20 protein-coding genes are annotated in these 19,848 nt (G+C 71.2%); 10 read left to right on the plus strand and 10 right to left on the minus strand.

Annotated elements, in window-relative coordinates:
- Positions 1 to 12 precede the first annotated feature (12 nt).
- The 5 genes from H7827_RS07185 to H7827_RS07205 are packed head-to-tail and all read right to left on the minus strand — an operon-like array spanning position 13 to position 6,862.
- Positions 13 to 1,134 carry an ABC transporter permease gene (locus H7827_RS07185; protein ID WP_432743543.1) on the minus strand — a complete coding sequence of 374 codons (1,122 nt, stop codon included), beginning with the start codon at positions 1,132 to 1,134 and terminating at the stop codon, positions 13 to 15.
- A 10-nt stretch (positions 1,135 to 1,144) separates the two neighbouring features.
- Entirely contained in the window at positions 1,145 to 2,137 is a 993-nt protein-coding gene (locus H7827_RS07190; protein ID WP_107047028.1) for an ABC transporter permease, read from the minus strand.
- 37 nt (positions 2,138 to 2,174) lie between these two features.
- Positions 2,175 to 4,172 carry an ABC transporter substrate-binding protein gene (locus tag H7827_RS07195; RefSeq protein ID WP_432743545.1) on the minus strand — a complete coding sequence of 666 codons (1,998 nt, stop codon included), beginning with the start codon at positions 4,170 to 4,172 and terminating at the stop codon, positions 2,175 to 2,177.
- Positions 4,173 to 4,205: 33 nt separating this feature from the next.
- Complete coding sequence (locus H7827_RS07200) at positions 4,206 to 5,804, minus strand: FAD-dependent oxidoreductase (RefSeq protein ID WP_432743547.1); 1,599 nt, start codon at positions 5,802 to 5,804, stop codon at positions 4,206 to 4,208.
- Positions 5,801 to 6,862: a LacI family DNA-binding transcriptional regulator gene (locus H7827_RS07205; protein ID WP_386540989.1), complete on the minus strand. Its 1,062-nt coding sequence runs from the start codon at positions 6,860 to 6,862 to the stop codon at positions 5,801 to 5,803. The genes H7827_RS07200 and H7827_RS07205 overlap by 4 nt, the downstream gene beginning before the upstream one ends.
- 212 nt (positions 6,863 to 7,074) lie before the next feature.
- On the opposite strand from H7827_RS07205, the gene H7827_RS07210 reads away from it, so the two are divergent.
- Both H7827_RS07210 and H7827_RS07215 read left to right on the plus strand, forming a co-directional pair.
- Positions 7,075 to 8,085 carry an acetylxylan esterase gene (locus H7827_RS07210; protein ID WP_432743549.1) on the plus strand — a complete coding sequence of 337 codons (1,011 nt, stop codon included), beginning with the start codon at positions 7,075 to 7,077 and terminating at the stop codon, positions 8,083 to 8,085.
- Between the two features lie 119 nt (positions 8,086 to 8,204).
- Complete coding sequence (locus tag H7827_RS07215; protein ID WP_432743551.1) at positions 8,205 to 8,591, plus strand: hypothetical protein; 387 nt, start codon at positions 8,205 to 8,207, stop codon at positions 8,589 to 8,591.
- Between the two features lie 57 nt (positions 8,592 to 8,648).
- On the opposite strand, the gene H7827_RS07220 is transcribed toward H7827_RS07215, so the two are convergent.
- From H7827_RS07220 to H7827_RS07230, 3 genes are all read right to left on the minus strand, one after another.
- Positions 8,649 to 9,149, minus strand: coding sequence for a GNAT family N-acetyltransferase (locus H7827_RS07220; RefSeq protein ID WP_432743553.1), 501 nt, complete (start codon positions 9,147 to 9,149; stop codon positions 8,649 to 8,651).
- Between the two features lie 59 nt (positions 9,150 to 9,208).
- Complete coding sequence (locus tag H7827_RS07225) at positions 9,209 to 9,982, minus strand: putative protein N(5)-glutamine methyltransferase (protein ID WP_432743555.1); 774 nt, start codon at positions 9,980 to 9,982, stop codon at positions 9,209 to 9,211.
- A gap of 131 nt (positions 9,983 to 10,113) precedes the next feature.
- Positions 10,114 to 10,788 (minus strand): TetR/AcrR family transcriptional regulator, encoded by a 675-nt coding sequence (locus H7827_RS07230; protein ID WP_432743557.1) that lies wholly within the window; start codon positions 10,786 to 10,788, stop codon positions 10,114 to 10,116.
- A gap of 81 nt (positions 10,789 to 10,869) precedes the next feature.
- On the opposite strand from H7827_RS07230, the gene H7827_RS07235 reads away from it, so the two are divergent.
- The 3 genes from H7827_RS07235 (at position 10,870) to H7827_RS07245 (ending at position 13,092) form a co-directional block, all read left to right on the plus strand.
- On the plus strand, positions 10,870 to 11,658 hold the full coding sequence (locus H7827_RS07235; RefSeq protein ID WP_432743559.1) for an ABC transporter ATP-binding protein: 789 nt from the start codon (positions 10,870 to 10,872) through the stop codon (positions 11,656 to 11,658).
- Between the two features lie 88 nt (positions 11,659 to 11,746).
- Positions 11,747 to 12,502 carry an ABC transporter permease gene (locus H7827_RS07240; protein ID WP_386533293.1) on the plus strand — a complete coding sequence of 252 codons (756 nt, stop codon included), beginning with the start codon at positions 11,747 to 11,749 and terminating at the stop codon, positions 12,500 to 12,502.
- A gap of 17 nt (positions 12,503 to 12,519) precedes the next feature.
- Positions 12,520 to 13,092 (plus strand): cob(I)yrinic acid a,c-diamide adenosyltransferase, encoded by a 573-nt coding sequence (locus H7827_RS07245; protein ID WP_386533290.1) that lies wholly within the window; start codon positions 12,520 to 12,522, stop codon positions 13,090 to 13,092.
- Positions 13,093 to 13,112: 20 nt separating this feature from the next.
- Here the strand turns inward: H7827_RS07245 and H7827_RS07250 are convergent, their stop codons facing one another.
- A complete protein-coding gene (locus tag H7827_RS07250) occupies positions 13,113 to 13,964 on the minus strand; it encodes a helix-turn-helix domain-containing protein (protein ID WP_432743562.1) in 852 nt (283 codons plus the stop codon).
- 101 nt (positions 13,965 to 14,065) lie between these two features.
- Here H7827_RS07250 and H7827_RS07255 point away from each other — a divergent pair, with 101 nt between their 5' ends.
- Positions 14,066 to 14,677 carry an NADPH-dependent FMN reductase gene (locus H7827_RS07255; RefSeq protein WP_432743564.1) on the plus strand — a complete coding sequence of 204 codons (612 nt, stop codon included), beginning with the start codon at positions 14,066 to 14,068 and terminating at the stop codon, positions 14,675 to 14,677.
- Between the two features lie 14 nt (positions 14,678 to 14,691).
- On the opposite strand, the gene H7827_RS07260 is transcribed toward H7827_RS07255, so the two are convergent.
- Positions 14,692 to 15,267: a hypothetical protein gene (locus H7827_RS07260; protein WP_432743565.1), complete on the minus strand. Its 576-nt coding sequence runs from the start codon at positions 15,265 to 15,267 to the stop codon at positions 14,692 to 14,694.
- Positions 15,268 to 15,497: 230 nt separating this feature from the next.
- Between H7827_RS07260 and H7827_RS07265 the strand changes: the two genes are divergently transcribed.
- The 4 genes from H7827_RS07265 (at position 15,498) to H7827_RS07280 (ending at position 19,571) form a co-directional block, all read left to right on the plus strand.
- Positions 15,498 to 16,115, plus strand: coding sequence for a sugar O-acetyltransferase (locus H7827_RS07265; protein ID WP_432743567.1), 618 nt, complete (start codon positions 15,498 to 15,500; stop codon positions 16,113 to 16,115).
- Positions 16,116 to 16,286: 171 nt separating this feature from the next.
- Positions 16,287 to 17,486, plus strand: coding sequence for a sensor histidine kinase (locus tag H7827_RS07270; protein ID WP_432743569.1), 1,200 nt, complete (start codon positions 16,287 to 16,289; stop codon positions 17,484 to 17,486).
- Positions 17,483 to 18,169: a response regulator gene (locus tag H7827_RS07275; protein WP_432743571.1), complete on the plus strand. Its 687-nt coding sequence runs from the start codon at positions 17,483 to 17,485 to the stop codon at positions 18,167 to 18,169. Before H7827_RS07270 ends, H7827_RS07275 begins: the two co-directional genes overlap by 4 nt.
- A gap of 121 nt (positions 18,170 to 18,290) precedes the next feature.
- Positions 18,291 to 19,571, plus strand: a complete 1,281-nt coding sequence (locus tag H7827_RS07280; RefSeq protein ID WP_432743573.1) for a glycoside hydrolase family 18 protein — start codon at positions 18,291 to 18,293, stop codon at positions 19,569 to 19,571.
- The last annotated feature ends 277 nt before the right edge of the window (positions 19,572 to 19,848 follow it).

Here is a 19,848-nt window from a genome sequence, read left to right on the forward strand (position 1 = left end):
GGTCCTGCTCCGCTATTTCTTGTACGGGTCGGCGGCGTCCCGCAGTCCGTCGCCGGCGAAGTTCAGCGCGAGGACGGCGAGGATGACGGCGAGACCGGGGATCATCAGCCAGGGGGCGGTGGACAGCACGCGGATGTTCTGGGCGTCCTGGAGGAGGACGCCCCAGCTGACGACGGGTGACTGGAGGCCCAGGCCCAGGAAGCTGAGGGAGGTCTCGGCGAGGATCATCCCGGGGATGGACAGCGACAGGGACGCGATGAGGTGGCTGGAGAAGGAGGGCAGCATGTGCCGGAAGATCACCCGGGGTTGCCGGCAGCCGTCCAGCCGGGCCGAGGTGACGAAGTCCTCGCCGCGCAGCGAGAGGAACCTGCCGCGTACCACCCGGGCCAGATCCGTCCAGCCGATGATCGCGAGGATGACGGTGATGGCGAAGTAACGCTGGACGGGCCCCCAGTCGTACGGGAGGGCGGCGGCCAGGCCGAGCCACAGCGGCAGGGTGGGGACCGACATGAAGAACTCGACGAGGCGCTGGATGACGGTGTCGGTCCTGCCGCCGAAGTAGCCGGAGACGCCGCCGAGCGCCACCCCGAGGGCGAAGGCGAGGGCGACCCCGACCAGGCCGATGGTCATCGAGACGCGGGTGCCGTGGATGAGCAGGGACAGCAGGTCGTGCCCGGTGCGGTCGGCGCCCAGCAGATAGACGGGGGCACCGGGTTCGGTGGGGCCGATGAGGTGGCGGTCGAAGGGGATGAGGCCGAGGATCTTGTACTCCTCGCCCCGGACCAGGAAGCCGACGGAGATCCGCTGTCCCGGGTCCTCGGTGTAGGTCTGCTCGTAGGTGTCGTTGTCGATGGTGGCGGTGTAGCCGTTGACGTAGAGGCCGTCGCCGTCGAGATGGAGCGTCTGGGGCGGGGCGTAGGTGTAGTCGCCGTTGAAGTGTTCGGTGCCGTAGGGGGCGAGGAACTCGGCGAACAGGGCGACGAAGTAGAAGAGAAGGGTGATGACGGCGCCGGCCATGGCGAGCTTGTGGCGGCGGAACTTCCACCAGATGAGCTGCCACTGGGAGGCGGTGAACCGCTTGTCGGCGGTGTCGGCGGAGTTCTGGGCGGCGGGTGTGGACAGATCGGCTGACATGGCGGGCCCCCTACCGCTGTCCGAGCCGGACCCGGGGGTCGAGCCAGGCGAGCAGGATGTCGGAGAGCAGCGTGCCGATCACGGTCAGCACACTGACGATGAGGATGATCGAAGAGGCCAGGTACATGTCCTGGCTGCGGAGCGCGCCCAGCAGCAGCGGGCCCGTGGTGGGCAGGGAGAGCACCTGGGAGACGATGACCTCGCCGGAGACCAGGCCCGGCAGTACCCAGCCCACGGTGGAGACGAAGGGGTTGAGGGCGACCCGCAGCGGATACTTGCGGACCAGCCGGCGTTCGCTCATGCCGCGGGCGCGGGCGGCCACCACGTACGGCTTGCGCAGTTCGTCGAGGAGATTGGCGCGCAGGATGCGGATGAGCCCGGCGGTGCCGGCCGTACCGAGGACCACGATGGGCACCCACAGATGGCCGAGCAGATCGAGGAATTTGCCCAGGTTCCAGGCGGCGTCCTCGAATTCGGGTGAGAAGAGGCCGCCGACGCTCATGCCGAAGACGCTGTAGCCCAGATACATGAGCACCAGGGCGATCATGAAGTTGGGGATGGCGAGTCCGAGGAATCCGATGGTGGTGGCGAGGTAGTCGCCGGCCGAGTACTGCCGGACCGCCGAGTAGAGCCCGATGGGGAAGGCGATGATCCAGCCGGCGAGGAGGGTGGTGACGGCCAGCAGGATCGTCATCGGCAGCCGGTCCATCACCAGGGAGGAGACGGTCTTGCTGTATTCGAAGGACTGGCCGAAGTCACCGTGGAAGAGGATGTTGCCGATCCACTTCAGATATTGCTGGTACATCGGGTCGCCCAGGCCGTAGCGTTCGCGCAGGGCCGCCATCTGGGCCTGGTCCATGCGTTCGCCCTGGTTCTCCATCCGGGCGACCAGGGTGGTCAGAAAGTCGCCCGGCGGCAGTTGGATGATGGCGAAGGCCACCACCGATATCCCGAAGAGCGTCGGGATCATGTAGAGGCACCGTCGTGCCACATAGCTCAGCACCGCAGACCGTCCCGTCAGTCTTTCCGGATGTCAGGTGTCAGGAGTCGGAATCGAGGTAGTACTGCTCGGGGTTGGTGACACCCGGATAGGGGAACTTGCCGGCGAAATAGGTCTGCTGGACCATGTTGCGGAAGTGCTCGCCGACGATGCCGTAGCCGGGCAGCGCGGTGGACACGCCGATCGTCCAGAACTGTTCCTTGGCGATGTCCAGGATTTCCCGCATCAGGGCGTTGCGGCGCTCGCGGTCCGGCTCGGCGGCGATCTGCTCGTGGTAGATCCGGTACTGCTCCTTGGCCGGCTCCGGGGGTTCCTGGCCGTCGGCCCCTTCCGTCGCCAGCCAGGTGAACCAATCCGGGCAGAATGCCGAATTGTCGCCCCATTCCGGCATGAAGAAACCGGGGGTGTTGACCGTGTCCAGGCCGCCGTCGCCGTCCCAGACCAGCGCCTGGTGCTCATTGGCCTGGATGAGCTGGGTACGCAGCGTCTCGTCCTCGTTCTGGACCCGCATGTCGACCCCGACCGTGCGCCAGCCCGGGCGGATCAGTTCCAGCGCGTCCGCCAGCTCCGGCTTGCCGGCCCCGGTGCCCACCAGCACCCGGAAGGAGATCGGCCTGCCGTCCGGGCCGAGCCTGATGCCCTCGCCATTGCGCCGGGTCCAGCCGGTGCGGTCCAGATACTCATTGGCGAGATCGAGATCGAATGCGGTGTACTGCTTGGCCATTTCCTCGTCGAACAGCTCTGATTCCCGCAGCGGCGCCACCTGCCAGGGCTCGCCCTGACGGGCGTGCACGGTGGTGATCAGTTCCTGCCGGTTGATGGCGTGGGAGAGCCCGATCCGGAAGTCCCGGTTCTGGAAGACCTCCCGCTTCGCCTCGTCCTGGCAGGTGAGATTGAGCATGATGGTGAGGGTGTTGAGCTTGTCGGGCACCAGATCGAAGAACCGGTACCCGCCCGATTCCCGTTCGGCCGCCAGCACCGGCTTGTTGCGGGTGGTGTTGACATGCCGGTCCAGCATGTCGATCTCACCCTGGAGCACATTGAGCAGCAGCACCTCGGAGTCCTGCACCATGGCGAAGTCGATGCCGTTGAGATACGGCAGCTGATTGCCCGCCGTATCCACCTTCCAGTAGTACGGATTGCGCCGGAACCGCATCTTGGTGCCGTCGCCGACCGCGTTCCCCGGTATCCAGGCGTGCAGCCGGGGCAGTGCCGGATTGGTCCACAGCGCGCCCGCGTACATGGCGTCCTGGAGCAGTTCCATGGCGCCCGAGTAGTCCAGGTCCCTGGCGGCCCGCTCGGCGTCCTCGGCGTAATCGGGGTGGAACCGGCTCAGATAGTGCTTGGGCAGCCGGGTGAGCATGTCGCTGGGCCCGCTCGCCAACTGTTCGAGGAACAGCGCCCGGGGCGCGGCGAAGGTGAACTCCAGGGTGAGATCGTCGATCCGCTCCAGGCGGGCCGGTTCACCGTCCACCGACAGATGGCCCGGGGTGTCGGGGATGACGGCCTTGTTCATGGCGATGTCGTGGAAGGCGAACAGCACGTCGTCCACCGTGAACGGCTCGCCGTCGGACCACTTCATGCCCTCCCGCAGCACGAAGGTGAACCGGGTGGCGTCCTCGTTGACGGTCACCGACTCGGCGACATTGGGCACTGTCGCCTTCCAGTCCAGGTCCCAGCGCACCAGGTTCTCGTACCCCAGGGTGAACTGGAGCCGGAAGGTGTCACCGGCGCCGATCAGCGCGTTCCGCCAGGTGCCGCCGTACCGGCCCACCTCGTCCACCGGGGTCACCACCAGCGGCTTCGCGGGGATGCGCTCGGCCAGCGGCGGCAGCTTGCCCTCGTCCACCAGCCGCTTCAGCTCGGGCGCCTCCCCCTCGGCGTCGGTCGCGCCGCCGCCGTCACCGCCGCCGCCCTCCGGGCTCAGGGTGCAGGCGCTGAGCGCACCCAGCGCGCCGGCGCCCAGGGTGACGGCGCCGCCGGCGGCGAGGAATCTTCTCCGGTCGAACTGCCAGGATTTACGCGTCATTGCGTTCATGTGTGTTTCTCCCAGGTGGGACGGTGGGGTTGCTCAGTAGCCGTGGACCTCGGGCCAGGCGAGTTCCACACCGTGGCCGGTCAACAGGCGGCGGTAGTCCTCAAGATGGGTGGCGTCCTCGCGGACCTGGTGCGGGGTCGCGCGCGCGCCCAGGCAGTAGACGGCCAGCAGTCCGGCGGCCTCGCCGATGTTCCACTCGACGGGGTGCAGCCGGTAGCAGCCATTGGTGATGTGGGTGGTGCCGATGTTCTTCGCGGCCGGCAGCAGATTGGTGATCCGCTGCGGCAGCAGCGCCCCCAGCGGGATCTGGAAGGGACAGGAGCCGATGTCGATGTAGTTGTCGCCGCCGGTGGAGGGGTGCAGGTCGATGCGGTACGAGCCGATGCCGACCGAGTCCGGGTGCGGGACGGCGCCGCGCTCGCCGCGGACCGCGAGCGACACCTCCTGCTCGGTGATGGTGTGCACGGCCTGGATACGGCGCGACTCGCGGTGGTACGGGCCCATGGTCAGCCCGTCCGCCGTCCCCACCGCATCGGGGCGGGTGCGCAGCCCGGGCAGCCCCGTACCGCCGTCGGCGCGCGGCAGTTCGGTCTGCATCCAGTACAGGAAGCTGCGGCTCATGGCGCGGGCGCCGGCCAGATGGCGGGCGTCCTCCTCGGGGCCGCCGCCGAACAGCGGGCCCTCGACGTAATCGATCATCGGCCAGTTGACGATGATGACGTCGGATTCCAGGGCCCCCGGGGTGAAGTTCTCCCGGGCCAGGATGCGGCGGAACGCCCACAGGTCGAGGTCACCGGCGAGGGGCGGTGGCCCGGCGGCCGGGTCGGGGTTGGGTTCCAGCAGCCGCCGGGTGGGTTCCAGGGTCTGTGGCTTGGGGGCGAGCAGGCCGAAGAACGGTCCCGGCCAGTACGGCGGCTGGTAGTCGCGCCAGAATCCGTAGTCGTCCGGCTTGTCGATGGTGTGGTCCTCGCCGGCCCGGTGCTCCAGGGCCAGGCACCAGGAGGCGGCCTGGATGTTGTGCGGCTGGGCGGTCGCGGGGGCGCTCGGTTCGCCGGTGACCTCGCGCGACTCGAAGCCGGTGACATGCTCGGTGCCGGTCAGCGGCAGCAGGTCACCGGTCTCGGTGGCGTCCAGGATGTACGGGGCGGTGACGGTGAACGGCTCCCCCTCCCGTACCGGATCGAGCGTCACACTCGTGACCGTGTCGCCGTCGGTGGTGGCCGCCACCGGCCGGTACCCGGTGCGCAGATCGAGGCGGCCGGCGGCCTGGTGCGGGGCGAGCAGCGCGCGCAGCACGTCGTGTGCCACCCGCGGCTCGGCGCACAGCGCGCTGACCCGGCCGTTGCCGGGGTTCAGGGCGCGGTCGGCGCGGGCCTCGGCGGTGAGCGGATACCAGCGCCGGTAGTAGTCGCGGATGCCCTCGCGCATCGCCCGGTAGGAGGCGGTGGAGCCGAACTGCTCGATCCACGGGTGCTCGTCGGGCGGGGTGCCCTGCACGGTGAGCTGGCCGCCGACCCAGTCGTACTCCTCGGTGAGCACCACCCGCAGCCCGCTGCGGGCGGCGGCGAGGGCGGCGGCGACCCCGCCGAGGCCGCCGCCGATGACGGCGATGTCGGCACTGATCCGGGTCATGACACTCCCTGGCGGGTGGGCGGCGCGGCGATGGTGGAGGGCACGGGCGGTGCGCAGGCGAGCAGGATCTGCCGGGGGCGCGGCGTGTCGGGCTCGTGCAGCGTCTCGACCAGCAGCCGGACGGCGGCGCGGCCGATCGCGTTGCGCGGAATGCCCAGCGAGCTCCAGGAGGTGCCCGGGTACGGGCCGCCGCTGGTGTCGCGGAGGGTGACGACGGAGAGGTCGGCGGGGATGCGCAGGGCGCGGTGCGCGGCGAACGCGGCGATCCGGTCGGTGAGGGACTCCTCCTCGGCGACGAAGGCGGTGATACCGGAGCCGATGGCGAGGTCGAACCACTCCTGTTCCAGGTCGTGCGGGTTCATCAGGACGGGCAGCGGCGGGATGCCCGCGGCGGCGCAGGCGGCACGGTAGCCCGCCTCCCGGTCGGCGAGCGGTTCGGTGCGGTCGGTGAGCCCGAGGTAGCCGATACGGGTGTGGCCGGCGCCGATGAGGTCCTGGACGGCGTCCCGGGTCCCGGCGGTGTAGTCCGCGCTCACCCACGCGATGTCGGCGCCGGAGACGGCGCGACGCCCGATGTGGACGAAGGGGTAGCCGTCGCGGCTGAGCCGGGCCACATCGGAGTGGTCGTGGGTGATACCGAGCAGCACGCTGCCGTCGGCGACGTTCAGGCGGTTGGTGCCGTCGCGGTAGAGGCGGCGTTCGCCGTTGTCGTCCTCGGTGGAGGTGAACAGGACCAGGTCGTAGCCCTCGGCGACGGCCTGCTCCTCCACTCCGATGAGGAACCCGTGGTAGAAGTCGCGGCTGCTGATCGGGAAGACCGCCTCGAAGGTGTGCACCCCCAGCAGCCGGTTTCCCTTGCCCTTCAGGGAGCGGGCGGCGGGATTCGCCGCATAGCCCAATTCGCGGATGGTGTCCTTGACGAGCCGTTCGGTTTCGGCCGGGATACGGCTGCTGGCTGCCCGGCCGTTGACCACGGCCGACACGGTCGCCTGCGACACCCCTGCGCGGCGCGCCACATCCGACTGCGTCGGCGCCTGCCGGTGGCGTTTGACTGGCACTGCGTCCCCTTGCTGTTTCGTATCAGCAACTGATGAGCAGCAACAATGAGTTGTCTGCTGATTCGTTGCAGCGACCGTAGGGACCGCCGTGATGAGCGTCAAGAGAGCGGACTGAGAAAGTTTCGAGCCGGGGACGGGAGGGATGCTTGAGCCACTCGGAAGCTCATCGCCGCCGGCCGGAAGGGCCCGCCCCGCACATCCGTGAGGAACTCATGACCCCGCAGCAGGAATTGACGAAGGCAAACACTCAGCGCGTGGACCTGCGCCATGACTTCCCCTTCGATCCGACGTACGGCTACGACCTGGACGCCCTGCTGGCGGTGGGCGCCCCGCCGGCCCCGGAGGACTTCACCGGATTCTGGCGGGCGCGGCACGCGGCGGCGATGGAGGTGCAGGTGGCCCCGCGCCTGGGCCCGGTGGAGCACGAGGCGGGGGGCATACGGGTGCACCGCCTCGACTACGTCTCGGTGGGCGGCCGGCGGATCGGCGGCTGGCTGACCGTCCCGGCCGACGGGCGGGTCACCCGGGGCTGTGTGGTCACCCACGGATATGGCGGTCGCGAATTCCCCGAACCGCTGCTGCCGCCGCCCGGCGCGGCGGCCATCTGGCCGGTGCTGCGGGGCCTGGGCACCGCCAGCCGCTTCCCCGACATCCCGGAGCGGGGCGGCGAGCACGTCCTGCACGGCATCGAGACGCGCGAGAGCTATGTGCACGGCGACTGCGCGGCGGACATCTGGTGCGCGGCGACGGCGCTGCTGGAGCTGATCCCGCGGGCCGCGGCCGGTCTTTCGTACCACGGGGCGAGCTTCGGCGGCGGGATCGGCCCGCTCGCGCTGCCCTGGGACGACCGCTTCCGGGCGGCGACCCTGGTCGTACCGAGCTTCGGCAACCATCCGCTGCGGCTGACCCTGCCGTGCGCGGGCAGCGGGGAGGCGGTGCGGGAGCGGCACGTCCGTGATCCCCGGGTGGCGCGGGTGCTGTCGTACTTCGACGCGGCGACGGCCGCCGGTCTCCTGGACATCCCGGTGCACGTGGGCGCGGCGATGTTCGACCCGGTGGTCCCGCCGCCGGGCCAGTTCGCGATCCACAACGCGCTGCCGGGCACGCGGGAACTGTTCGTGCTGACCGCGGGACACTTCGGCCATCCGGCGGCGGAGGTGGAGGCGAGCGCGCTGATCGCGGCGCAGCACCGGTTCCTGGACACCCACCGCCAAGAGGGCTAGCACAGGCATCCCGCTCTTCCCCCGTGCGGGCGACACACACCCACAAGGGGACGGCCGGGCCGCGTGCGTCGGGTACCTCTGGGCTGTCTCATCCCCACCACGGAGAATCGGAGAACCCCATGACGCACGCCAGCCTCCGCGCCGGTGTTCTGGGCGCGGTCGCCGCCGCCGCCCTCACCCTCGGCGCCGTTCCGGCCCTGGCCCTCGCGCCTGTGGCCGAGGACGCCCCGCGCACCCTGCCGATCGCCGACCCGGGCATCGTGCAGCCGGCGGAGGGCACGATCGAGGAGGCTGCCGCCGAAGCGCCGCACACCCTGCCGATCGCCGACCCCGGCATCGTCCGGCCCGGGCGCGGAGCGGTCCACGGGGCCGGCGCCACCGAGGTGCCGCGTACCCTGCCGATCGCCGACCCGGGCATCGTGCAGCCGGCGCGGGGGACGACCGCCGCGCCGCACGGCACCGGTGTGACGGGGGCACCGCACGTGGCGGTCCACTCCCTCGACTGAGCCGTGCCGTGGCCGCCCCCGGTAACCCCCGGGGGCGGCCACGACGCGTTGTGTGCCTCAGACCGTGAAGCTGATCCAGGTGTCCGGGGGCGACTGCGGCCGGCCCGGTACCGGGCGGTGCTCCTCGGTCCAGTCCCGGCCGGCGAGTTCACCGGCCACCCGGCGCCAGAACCTCGCGGCGGTGTGGTTGTCGTCCTGGAAGGGGATCTCCCAGCGCCCCGGGTGATGGGCCACCACCTCCCGGACGACGGTCATCCCCACCCCGGAGCGGCGGGCGCCGCGTACCACGAAGAAGGCGTTGAGCACCCGGACCGGGGTCTCCAGCGCCCGGACGAGGGCGAAGCCGGCCGGCCGGTCCCCCCGCAGCGCCAGGTAGGCGGCCCAGCCGGGGTCGCGGAACGCGGCCGTCAGCCGGTCGCTGCGGAAGGTGCCGTCGGGGTCGGGAAGCTGACCGCGCACCTCGGAGAGGTCGTGGCGGAACATCGGCCACAGTCGTTCCAGCACGGGGAAGTCGTCGGCGTCCGCGCGGCGCACGCGCACATCAGGTGTGTCTGTCATGAAAGAAAGCCTCCCGGCCGGAGAACAACCGGCCGGGAGGCTTGCACGCTGCCGTCATGCTACCGGGTGCCGATGACCACGGTGGCGTTCCCGTCCTCGTCGGCCGCCGTCCGGGCCGTCAGCCCGTGCCGGGTGAACACCATCGCCGCCCGCGCCGCCTGACGCTCCGTCGTCTCCACCAGCAGCCGCCCGCCGGGGGCCAGCCACTCCCCCGCCCCGGCGGCCACCCGGCGCAGCACGTCCAGACCGTCCGCGCCGCCGTCCAGCGCCACCAGCGGCTCGTGGTCGCGGGCCTCGGCCGGCAGCAGGCCGACCTCCCGGCTGGGCACATAGGGCACGTTCGCGGCCAGCACGGCCACCGTGCCGCGCAGCCGGGGCGGCAGCGGCGCGTACAGATCGCCCTCGTACACGCGCCCCGCGGCGGCCGCCACATTGCGCCGGGCGCACCGTACGGCGGCCGGGTCGATGTCGGCGGCGTGCAGTTCGACGCCCGGTACGGCGGCGGCGATCGCGGCCCCCACCGCCCCGGAGCCGCAGCACAGATCGACCACCACGTCCCCGGCCGCCGGCGCGCCGCCGGTCACGGCCTGCCGTACCAGGAACTCGGTGCGCCGCCGGGGGACGAACACCCCCGGCTCCACCACGATCCGCAGGCCGCTGAACGCGGCCCACCCCACCACCTGTTCCAGCGGCAGCCCGGCCAGGCGCCGGTCCACCATGGCGGACAGTTCGGCGGCGCCGCGCGCGGCGCCCACGATCAGCCGCGCCTCATCCTCGGCGAACACACAGCCGGCGGCGCGCAGCCGCTCGACGATCTTCCCGTCCTGCGTCATCAACGGACGACCTCTCGGAACACCCCGGGGGCGCCCACGGCGACACCCCACCTGCCACTGCGGTCACGGGGGTCTCACCTCCTTCGTCCGTCGTACCGGCTCTCAGTATGCGCCGGGCGGCATCCGTTCGCTCAGCTCGTGCCGCCGGGGCCGCCGGGCGGCGTGTCCGGGGCGGCCGGGCGGCGCGCGTAGTCGAGCAGCCGCTGGGACAGCAGCGACTGGGCGGCCTCCAGCTTCTCCAGCGCCAGGTCGGCGATCTCGTCCAGCGGGCGTCCCTCGATCATGCGGTGCCCGACGGTGCGGAAGATCATCGTCCGGACGGCCAGCAGTTGGCCGGCGATCAGATCGGGCAGATGGTCGTGCTCGTCGGCACCCGCCGCCTCCCGCAGTGTCTCGGTCAGGCGTTCCCCGGTCCGCTGGTGGATCTCCATCATCCGGCGCCGCAGCGACTCGGTGCCGAACATCACCTGGATGAAACGGCCCATGCCCTCGGCCATGCCGATCCGCGCGCTGCGGCTGATGATGTCCTGCCGGATCGCGCCGAGCACCACCTCGGCCGCCGACTGTCCCGGGGCGCGCTCGCGCACCAGCAGGGAGGGGTGGTCGATGACCTCCTCCTGCCGGTCCAGGAACAGATCCTCCTTGGCCGGGAAGTAGTTGTAGACGGTGTTGACGGAGACGTCCGCCGCCTCCGCGACCTCCGCCACCGTCACCTCGTCGAAGCCCCGTTCCAGGAACATTCCGGTGGCCACGTCGGAGATGTGCTGCCTGGTCTGCTGCTTCTTGCGTTCCCTGAGCCCGGCCATGACGCCATCCTAAAGGTTCCTTGACCAACTTAAAACTTGGGGCGATTGCATTTTTTAAGCGGCCCTGCTTTTGTATCCGGCATGGCACCGATCCTCACCACGCACGACCTGGCCCTCACGTACACCACCAAACGGGGCACGGTGGACGCCGTGCGCGGCATCGACATGAGCGTCGAACCCGGCGAGATACTCGGGTTCCTGGGCCCCAACGGAGCGGGCAAGTCCACCACCCTGCGGATGCTCACCACGCTGCTCGCCCCCACCCGGGGCACCGCCACGGTCGCCGGGCACGACCTCGCCACCGAGCAGGCCGCCGTCCGCCGCGCGATCGGCTACGTCGCCCAGTCCGGCGGCACCGACCCCCACGAGACGGTCCGCGACGAACTCACCCTCCAGGCGCGGCTCTACCGGCTCACCAGGGCCGAGGCTCACGCCCGGGTCGCCGAACTGGCCGAGGACCTCGGCCTCACCGACCTGCTGGACCGCAAGTGCGCCGCCCTCTCCGGCGGCCAGCGGCGGCGCCTGGACATCGCCATGGCGCTCACCCACCGCCCGCGCGTCCTCTTCCTGGACGAGCCCACCACCGGGCTCGACCCCGGCAGCCGCGCCGACCTGTGGAACCTGATCCGCCGCATCCGCTCCGAGGAGAGCACCACGATCTTCCTCACCACGCACTACCTGGACGAGGCGGACGCCCTCGCCGACCGGCTGATCGTGGTGGACGACGGGCGCATCGCCGCCGAGGGCGCCCCGGCGGAGCTGAAGACCCGGTACGGCGGTTCCCCCGACGCCACCCTCCAGGACACCTTCATCGCCATCACCGGACGCGGCCCCCAGCCGGAGCGGGACCCGGCCCCCGTCGCCGTCTGACCGGGCCGACACCACCCCGCACCGCACCGCGCCCCGACCGCGCACAAGCCCACGCCCACGCCCACGCCAGACAGGAACCGAACCCACCATGTCCACCGTGCTCCAGGACACCGGACTGATCTTCCACCGCTACCTGCGGCAGACCCTGCGCTCCCGGATCAGCGTCGTCTTCGGGCTGATGCAGCCCCTGCTCTTCCTCGCCTTCTTCGGCCCCCTGCTCCAGGACATGCCACTGGGCGGCGAGGGCGACTCCTGGCAGACCCTGGTCCCCGGCCTGCTCATCCAGCTCGGACTGTTCTCCGCCGCGTTCGCCGGCTTCGGCATCATCATGGAGAAGCAGTTCGGCGTCGTGGAACGCATGCGGGTCACCCCCGTCAGCCGGCTCGCCCTGCTGCTGGGCCGCATCCTGCGCGACGCCCTGCAACTGCTCGTCCAGTCCTGCCTGGTCGTGGCGGCCGGGCTGCTGCTCGGACTGCGCGCCCCGGTGCTCGGCGTCCTCGCCGGCTTCCTCATCGTCGGCCTGCTGGGCATCTCGCTGGCCTCGCTGTCCTACGCGCTGGCCATGCGGGTGACGACCATGCAGGAGTTCGCCCCCGTCATCAACTCCGTCAACCTGCCGATGATGCTGCTCTCCGGCATCCTGCTGCCGATGGCCCTCGCCCCCACCTGGCTGAACGTCATCTCGCACTTCGTGCCGTTCCGCTACCTGGTCGAGGCCGTCCGTGCCGCCTTCGTCGGCAACTACGGCGACGGCACCCTCCTGCTGGGCACCGGAGTGGCCCTGGCCCTGGCCGCCGTCACCCTCACCCTCGGCACCCGCCTCTTCACCAGGGCCGGCGCCTGAGCGCTAGTCTCGGCCGCATGGTCAATCTCACCCGGATCTACACCCGTACCGGAGACAAAGGCACCACGGCGCTCGGCGACATGAGCCGCACCGCCAAGACGGATCTGCGGATCGCCGCCTACGCCGACGCCAACGAGGCCAACGCGGTGATCGGTACGGCGCTGGCCCTGGGCGCGCTGCCCGAGGAGGTCGGCGCCGTGCTGATCCGGGTCCAGAACGATCTCTTCGACGTCGGCGCCGACCTGTGCACCCCGGTCGTCGAGAACCCGGAGCACCCGCCGCTGCGCGTGCGGCAGAGCTACATCGACCGGCTGGAGGAGGACTGCGACCGCTTCCTCGCCGAGCTGGAGAAGCTGCGCAGCTTCATCCTCCCCGGCGGCACCCCCGGCGCGGCGCTGCTGCACCAGGCCACCACGGTCGTACGCCGCGCCGAGCGCTCCACCTGGGCGGCGCTGGCCGAGCACGGCGACACGATGAACGAACTGACCGCCACCTACCTCAACCGGCTCTCCGACCTGCTGTTCATCCTCGCCAGGACGGCCAACAAGGAGCAGGGCGACGTGCTGTGGGTGCCGGGCGAGAACCGCTGAACCGCCACGGCTGCCGGCCGCTACACGGCCCGCAGCCGCTCCCCCGCCGAGGTCAGGGCGGCGAGCCCCGCCGCCGTGGCCTCGTCGGCCGGCAGATACACCAGCAGCCGCTGATCGTCGTCCACCGGCAGCTCCAGCGTCTCGTACGCGAGCCGCAGTTCGCCGCTCAGCCCCGGATGGACCATCCGCAGCACCCCGGAGGCGCGCGGCGGACCGGACACCGACGCCTCGCGTTCGGTGAACCCGGCACCGGCCGTTACCGTCAGTTCGTCGGCCAGCCGCGCCAGATGCGGATCGGCACGGAACGGGCCGTCCTTGAGCGCCGCCACCTGATCGTCCGCCACCCGCCCCCAGTCCGGGAACGCGGTGCGCGCCCGCTCGTCGGCGAAGACGTAGCGCACCATGCTGGCCGGTGAGCCCTCCAGCATCCCCACCGGCCCGACCAGCCGCTCGAACCCCCGCGTCCAGGCGAGCAGCTCACCCAGCCGGTTCACCAGCACGGTCGCCGCCGGCTCCAGCTGATCGAGCAGCGCGCGCACCGGGGACCGTACGGTGCGGGCCGGCGTGGTCGATTCGGCGCCGCAGGAGAACCCGGGCTCGGCCGCCTTGGTCAGCCGGTACAGATGGATGCGCTCGGCCATGCCCAGACCCAGCACCTCGGCCAGCGCGGAGAGCACGGAGGCGGACGGCCGCCGGTCACGGCCCTGTTCGAGCCGGGTGACGTATTCGACGCTGACCCCCGCCAGCATCGCCAGCTCGGAGCGGCGCAGCCCCGGGGTACGCCGCCGGGGCCCGGTGGGCAGGCCGGCCTCCGCCGGGGTGACCGCCTCACGGCGGCCACGCAGGAAACGGCCCAGCTCGTTCTCGCTCACCCCGCGAACGTAACAGCACGCGGCGGGGCGGATCGTGGCCCTGTCGCTACCAGTCTCCGCCCGGTCTCCCCGGCGGCGCGGCGGGCGGGCACGGTCGGGGCATGACCTCACAGCACACCACCCCGCTGCGTCTCGCCGTGATCACCGCCAGCGTCCGGGAGGGCCGGTTCGCTCCGGTGGTGACCGACTGGATCACCGCGCGGGCCGCGGACCACGGCCGCTTCACGGTGGACACCGTCGACCTGGCGGACCACCCCCTGCCACTGGCCCTGCCCGCCGTCCCCCCGGTACTCGACCCGGATATGGAACGCCCGGCCACCATGGCCGGGCTCACCGCGCGGCTGCGGGAGGCGGACGCGTTCATCGTGGTGACCCCGGACTACAACCGCAGCTTCCCCGCCTCGGTCAAGGCCGCGATCGACTGGCACTACACCGAGTGGCAGCGCAAGGCGATCGGCTTCGTCGGCTACAGCGGAGGGAGCGGCGGCCTGCTGGCCATCGAGCAGCTGCGGCAGGTCTTCAACGAACTGCACGCCCACACCGTCCGTGACTACATCGCCTTCCCGCGCTACTACACGCTGTTCGAGGCGGACGGCACCCTGAAGGAGCCGAAGGAGCCCGCGGAGGCGGCCCGGACGATGCTGGAGCAGCTCCACTGGTGGGCCTCGGTCCTCCACGACGCCCGCCGCGACCGCCCGTTCCCGGGCGCCTGACGGGGCGCGGGTGCTCAGCCCACCGGTGTCTCCCGCCGCTCCGCGGCCGGGGCGGGCGCCGGGGGGTTCTTGCGCCAGATCGTGTAGCTGAGCGCGATGATCCCGTGGATTCCCAGGATCCGCACGGCCGCCCACTGGGCGCCGCGCAGGGGTTCCGCCGCCGCCGGCCGGTCGATCAGCCAGAGCATCAGCTGCGCCACCACCAGCGAGAGGCCCATCCCCACCAGCGTCATCCGCCACAGCCGCCACTCGTGGCGGGCCCGCGCCCAGCCGTACCGCGGCGGCTTGGCCGGGCGCGGCGCGCCGCCCCAGCGGTGCGCGGCCCAGCCGTCCGCCCAGTGGATCAGATAGTGCCCGTAGCCCACCGTGAAGCCCAGGTACAGCACGGCCAGCGCGTGCGACATCGCGGGCTCCGCGCCACCGCGCAGATCCAGGACCGTGGCCGTCAGCAGCAGCACGTCGATCAGCGGCACGCACAGCAGCAGCGCCCCGCCCGCGCGGGGCCGGCGCAGTCCGTACCGCACCGCGAGGCCGGCCGCCAGGACCACCCAGAAGGCGATCTCGGCAGCGATGATCAGGTACACGATCACAACAGGGGCTCCTTCCGTACCCCTCAAGCCTGCCGCCCGCCGCCCCGTCCCCGCGTCGTCATCCGTGAGGAGATCGGCCTCGCCCGGCTACACACTTCGATGTAGCGGGCCGCAGCTGCTCAGCCGCCATATCTGCGCAGGTCACGGGGCAGTCGACCATGTCGCACCCCCTCTTGACGGAAGCAGACCGCGCCAATATGTTAAGTGCGTTGACAAATAGGGAGGCGGGCATGACCCAGCGCGAAGGCGGACTCGCCGACGAGAGGATGGCGGCCCTGCTCGCGACCGATGAGGACTTACAGCGCCTGGTCGCCGGCGACTGGATTCGCTACCGCACGTCCCCGGCGCTCCAGGAGCTCTCGTGGGCAGCGCACTCGACATGCGCGAGGATCAACCGGATCTTCTACGACGACCCCGCCGAAGCGCGTCGGCTGTTCCGCGAGCTCGTCCCGGGCGCAGGCGAAGGCATCGACTTCCGGCCGCCCATCAGCATCGACTACGGGACGCGCCTCGTCATCGGTGACCGGACGTTCCTCAACGCCGACTTCCTCGTCATCGGTGGCGGGCAGGTCACGATCGGCGCGGACTGCCTCATCGGACCGCGCTGCGGCATTTACACCCCCAACCACGCCCAGGACATCACGCGCCGACTCGAGGGGTGGGAGCTCCCGGAACCGGTCGTGATCGGCGACAACGTATGGCTCGGGGGATCGGTCACCCTCACCCCCGGCGTGACAGTCGGCGACAACAGCATCGTGGGTGCCGGTTCGGTCGTCACGAAGGACATTCCCGCCGGTGTCGTCGCCGTGGGCAATCCCTGTCGCCCCCTCCGGTCCATCGACGGCTAGGGCGACCACGAGTGTGCCGACGGTGGACCGGAATCCGTCCTCCACAGCCACGGCGACCCGGGCACCACCGAGGCCGCGAGCCCGGCCCGAACCCCGCGCGGAGCCGCGGTGTGCCGGATTGCGGCGCCGACCACACCTGATGCGGGACACCGGACGTGCTGTGATGGTTCCATGTCCCTGCCGCTGGTCCGTCCGCACCGCTACGACATCGGTATCGCCCTCGCCGGCCTTGCCGGTGGGCTGACCGGGGTCCGGTACGACGTCTTCTCGGTGGTCAGCGTCGGCCCGTACTCGCCGGTGGCGCTGATCGGGCTGCTCGTCATGTGCGGCGCTGAGCTGCTGCGCCGCGGCGCCCCCGGGTGGTGTCTGGGCATCGGCACCGCCGCCGTGCTGTGGGACTCGCTGACCGGCGGGCTGCTGGCGGTGCTGCTGATGTTCACGGACGTGGTGTACGCCGCCGTGCTGTACGGCGGCCCGCGGCTGAGCCGGACGGTGCTGCGCGGCAGCGTCGCCCTCACCGTCGCCGTCACGGTGGGCGCCCTGGCCTGGCTGCGCGACCCGCAGGCGCTGGCGCTGGGGGTGCTGGCCGCCGCGGTCACCGCCACCCCCGCCTGGACCGCCGCCATCGTCCGCGGCCACCGCGAGAGCGCGGCCCACGCCCGGCTGCGGGCCGAACAGACCGCGCTGCTGGCCGAGATGGACCGGGTGCAGGCCATCACCGACGAACGCGCCCGGATGGCCCGTGAACTGCACGACGTGGTCGCCAACCACCTCTCGGCCATCGCCATCCACTCCACCGCCGCCCTCACCCTGGACGATCCGGACGCCGGACGCGACGCGCTGACGATCATCCGGGAGAACAGCACCCAGGGCCTGGCCGAGATGCGCCGGCTGATCGGCATCCTGCGGGCGGACGATCCGGACGCGGCACCCGAGGCGCTGCCCGGACTCGACTCGCTGGACGCGCTGATCGCCCGCGCCGCCCGCAGCGCCGCCGGCCGGCTGCGCATCACGGCGGAGGACCGGCGGGCGCACCTCCCCCGGCCACCCGCGCCGGTGGACCTGGCCGCGTACCGTATCGTCCAGGAGTCGCTCACCAACGCGCTCAAGCACGCCACGCCCGGCGAGGTCCGGGTCCGGCTCGACCAGGACGACGCACAGTCCCTGACGGTGTGTGTCACCAGCCCGAACGCCGCCGCAGGCCACGACACCTCCCGCCCCCGGGCGCCGGGTTCGGGTGCCGGGCTGACCGGGATGCGGGAACGGGTGGCCCTGCTGGGCGGCACGTTCAGCGCGGGCCCGCACGGCGAGGGTGACCGCTGGCAGGTGCTGGCCCGTCTTCCGCTCACCGAAGGGACCACCACCGCGTGACCATCCGGGTCGTCATCGCCGAGGACCAGGCGGCCGTCCGCCTGGGCCTCGTGCTCATCCTGCGTTCCGCCCCCGACATCGAGGTGGTCGGTGAGGCGCCGGACGGTGTGGAGGCCGTCCGCCTGGCCCGCGAACTGCGTCCCGACGTGGTGCTGATGGACATCCAGATGCCGCGCCTGGACGGGGTGTCGGCGACCCGGGAGATCACCGCCGAGGGCACCTCGGACGTGCTGGTGCTCACCACCTTCGACCTCGACGCGTACGTCTTCGGCGCGCTGCGGGCCGGCGCGGCGGGTTTTCTGCTCAAGGACAGCGACGCGGCCACGCTGATCGAGGCGGTGCGCACCGTGCGGGCGGGCGAGGGCATGATCGCCCCGGCCGTGACCCGGCGCCTGATCAGCGAGTTCGCCCGTTCCTCGCGGGCCCCGGCGGTGTCCTCGGTGGACCCGGCGGCGCTCGCCTCGCTCACCCCCCGCGAGCGCGAGGTGCTCGCCCAGCTCGGCGCCGGACGCTCCAACGCCGAGATCGCCGGCGAGCTGGCGATGGCGGAGGCCACCGTGAAGACCCATGTCAGCCGGCTGCTGGGCAAGCTCGGACTGCGCAGCCGGGTGCAGGCCGCCGTACTGGCCCAGGAGGCGGCCCTCCGCCCCGGCCCCAACCCGCCGACCTCAACGCAGACTTAGCAGACTTAGGGGCAGCGCAGCCTCGGCTTTGTCAGGTACGGGTCCCCCTTGACCACTGGTCCAGACCTTCCTACGCTCCCTGCTCAGTTCCCCCCACTTCTCCCCCTTCAAGGAGCGACCTGTGAGCAAGGGGTTACACCGCACCCTGAGCAGCACCAAGCGCAAGGTCGTCGCCATCACGGCGGCCCTGACCCTCCCGCTGGGCGGCATGCTGGCCTTCGCCTCCACCTCCCAGGCCGGCGAGGATCCCACCACCCCCACCGCCACCGCCACGGACGACACCGGCACCACCGCGACCGGCGACATCAACGTCGGCTACTTCACCGAGTGGGACGGCTACCGCGGCTACCACGTCAAGAACATCGTGGACTCCGGCTCGGCCGACAAGATCACCCACCTCAACTACGCCTTCGGCTACGTGCGGTACGGCGAATGCAGGACAGGTGACGAATACGCCGCCCACGAACGCTTCTACAGCGCCGCCGAGTCCGTCTCGGGCGAGGAGGACACCGGCGCCCTGCGCGGCAACATCAACCAGCTGCGCCAGCTCAAGGAGATCAACCCCGACCTGAAGGTGCTGTGGTCCTTCGGCGGCTTTACTTGGTCCAACAACATCGGCGAGGCCACGCAGAACCCGCAGCGGTTCGCCCAGTCCTGCTACAACCTGGTCAACGACCCGTTCTGGGACGGTGTCTTCGACGGCATCGACCTCGGCTGGGAGTTCCCCAACGCCTGCCGTGACAACTGCGACGAGTCAGACCCTGACGCCTTCGCCGACATGATGCGCGCCTTCCGCGACGTCTTCGGCGACCAGCTGGTCACGGCCGCCATCACCGCCGACGGCTCCGACGGCGGCAAGATCGATGCCACCGACTACGCGGCCGGCGCCGAGTACGCCGACTACCTCACCGTGAAGACGTACGACTACTTCGGCGACTGGTCCCCCACCGGTCCCACCGCGCCGCACTCCCCGCTGGAGAGCTACGACGGCATTCCGGTGGACGGCTTCAATGGCGCCGCCGCCATCAGCAAGCTGAAGGCCCAGGGCGTGCCCTCCGAGAAGCTGCTGCTCGGCATCGCCTCCCACGGCCGGGGCTGGACCGGCGTGAGCGACGCCGCACCCGGCGGCGCCGCCTCCGGGCCCGCACCCAGTGCGCGCGAGGCCGGCATCGAGGACTACAAGGTCCTCGCCGCCAACTGCCCCGCCACCGGTACGATCGCCGGCACCGCGTACGCGCACTGCGGCAGCCAGTGGTGGAGCTACGACACCCCGCAGACGGTCACCGCCAAGATGGCCTGGGCCAAGGACCAGGGCCTGGGCGGGGCCTCCTTCTGGGAGCTCTCCGGTGACAGCGCGGACGGCGCCCTCGTGAACGCCATCCACACCACTCTGAACAACTGACCCACCGAGCACCCAGCATGAACCCGCGCCGGGAGGACGGTGATCCGTCCTCCCGGCCTCAACCACACCACGTTCACCGGCTGGCCGGACGGCGCCGCCTCCAGCCGGACGAGGAAGCCGGTCAGCGCGTCCTCGCTCACCCGGACACCCCGACCGGCCCTCCTCAACGCAGACTTAAGAGCACCGCAAGCCAGACTTTCCTTGGTACGGACCCCATTGACCACTGGTCCAGACCTCTCTACGCTCCCTGCTCAGTTCCCCCCACCTCTCCGCGACC

Origin of the sequence: Streptomyces sp. JH002 (assembly GCF_050916115.1) — a bacterium.
GTDB lineage: Bacteria > Actinomycetota > Actinomycetes > Streptomycetales > Streptomycetaceae > Streptomyces > Streptomyces xiamenensis.

Bases quoted from the DNA above. Each gene is read 5' to 3' on its own strand.
- H7827_RS07185 (WP_432743543.1), bottom strand. From the start codon at position 1,134: ATGTCAGCCGATCTGTCCACACCCGCCGCCCAGAACTCCGCCGACACC.
- H7827_RS07195 (WP_432743545.1), bottom strand. From the start codon at position 4,172: ATGAACGCAATGACGCGTAAATCCTGGCAGTTCGACCGGAGAAGATTC.
- H7827_RS07200 (WP_432743547.1), bottom strand. From the start codon at position 5,804: ATGACCCGGATCAGTGCCGACATCGCCGTCATCGGCGGCGGCCTCGGC.
- H7827_RS07210 (WP_432743549.1), top strand. From the start codon at position 7,075: ATGACCCCGCAGCAGGAATTGACGAAGGCAAACACTCAGCGCGTGGAC.
- H7827_RS07215 (WP_432743551.1), top strand. From the start codon at position 8,205: ATGACGCACGCCAGCCTCCGCGCCGGTGTTCTGGGCGCGGTCGCCGCC.
- H7827_RS07220 (WP_432743553.1), bottom strand. From the start codon at position 9,149: ATGACAGACACACCTGATGTGCGCGTGCGCCGCGCGGACGCCGACGAC.
- H7827_RS07225 (WP_432743555.1), bottom strand. From the start codon at position 9,982: ATGACGCAGGACGGGAAGATCGTCGAGCGGCTGCGCGCCGCCGGCTGT.
- H7827_RS07230 (WP_432743557.1), bottom strand. From the start codon at position 10,788: ATGGCCGGGCTCAGGGAACGCAAGAAGCAGCAGACCAGGCAGCACATC.
- H7827_RS07235 (WP_432743559.1), top strand. From the start codon at position 10,870: ATGGCACCGATCCTCACCACGCACGACCTGGCCCTCACGTACACCACC.
- H7827_RS07240 (WP_386533293.1), top strand. From the start codon at position 11,747: ATGTCCACCGTGCTCCAGGACACCGGACTGATCTTCCACCGCTACCTG.
- H7827_RS07245 (WP_386533290.1), top strand. From the start codon at position 12,520: ATGGTCAATCTCACCCGGATCTACACCCGTACCGGAGACAAAGGCACC.
- H7827_RS07255 (WP_432743564.1), top strand. From the start codon at position 14,066: ATGACCTCACAGCACACCACCCCGCTGCGTCTCGCCGTGATCACCGCC.
- H7827_RS07265 (WP_432743567.1), top strand. From the start codon at position 15,498: ATGACCCAGCGCGAAGGCGGACTCGCCGACGAGAGGATGGCGGCCCTG.
- H7827_RS07270 (WP_432743569.1), top strand. From the start codon at position 16,287: ATGTCCCTGCCGCTGGTCCGTCCGCACCGCTACGACATCGGTATCGCC.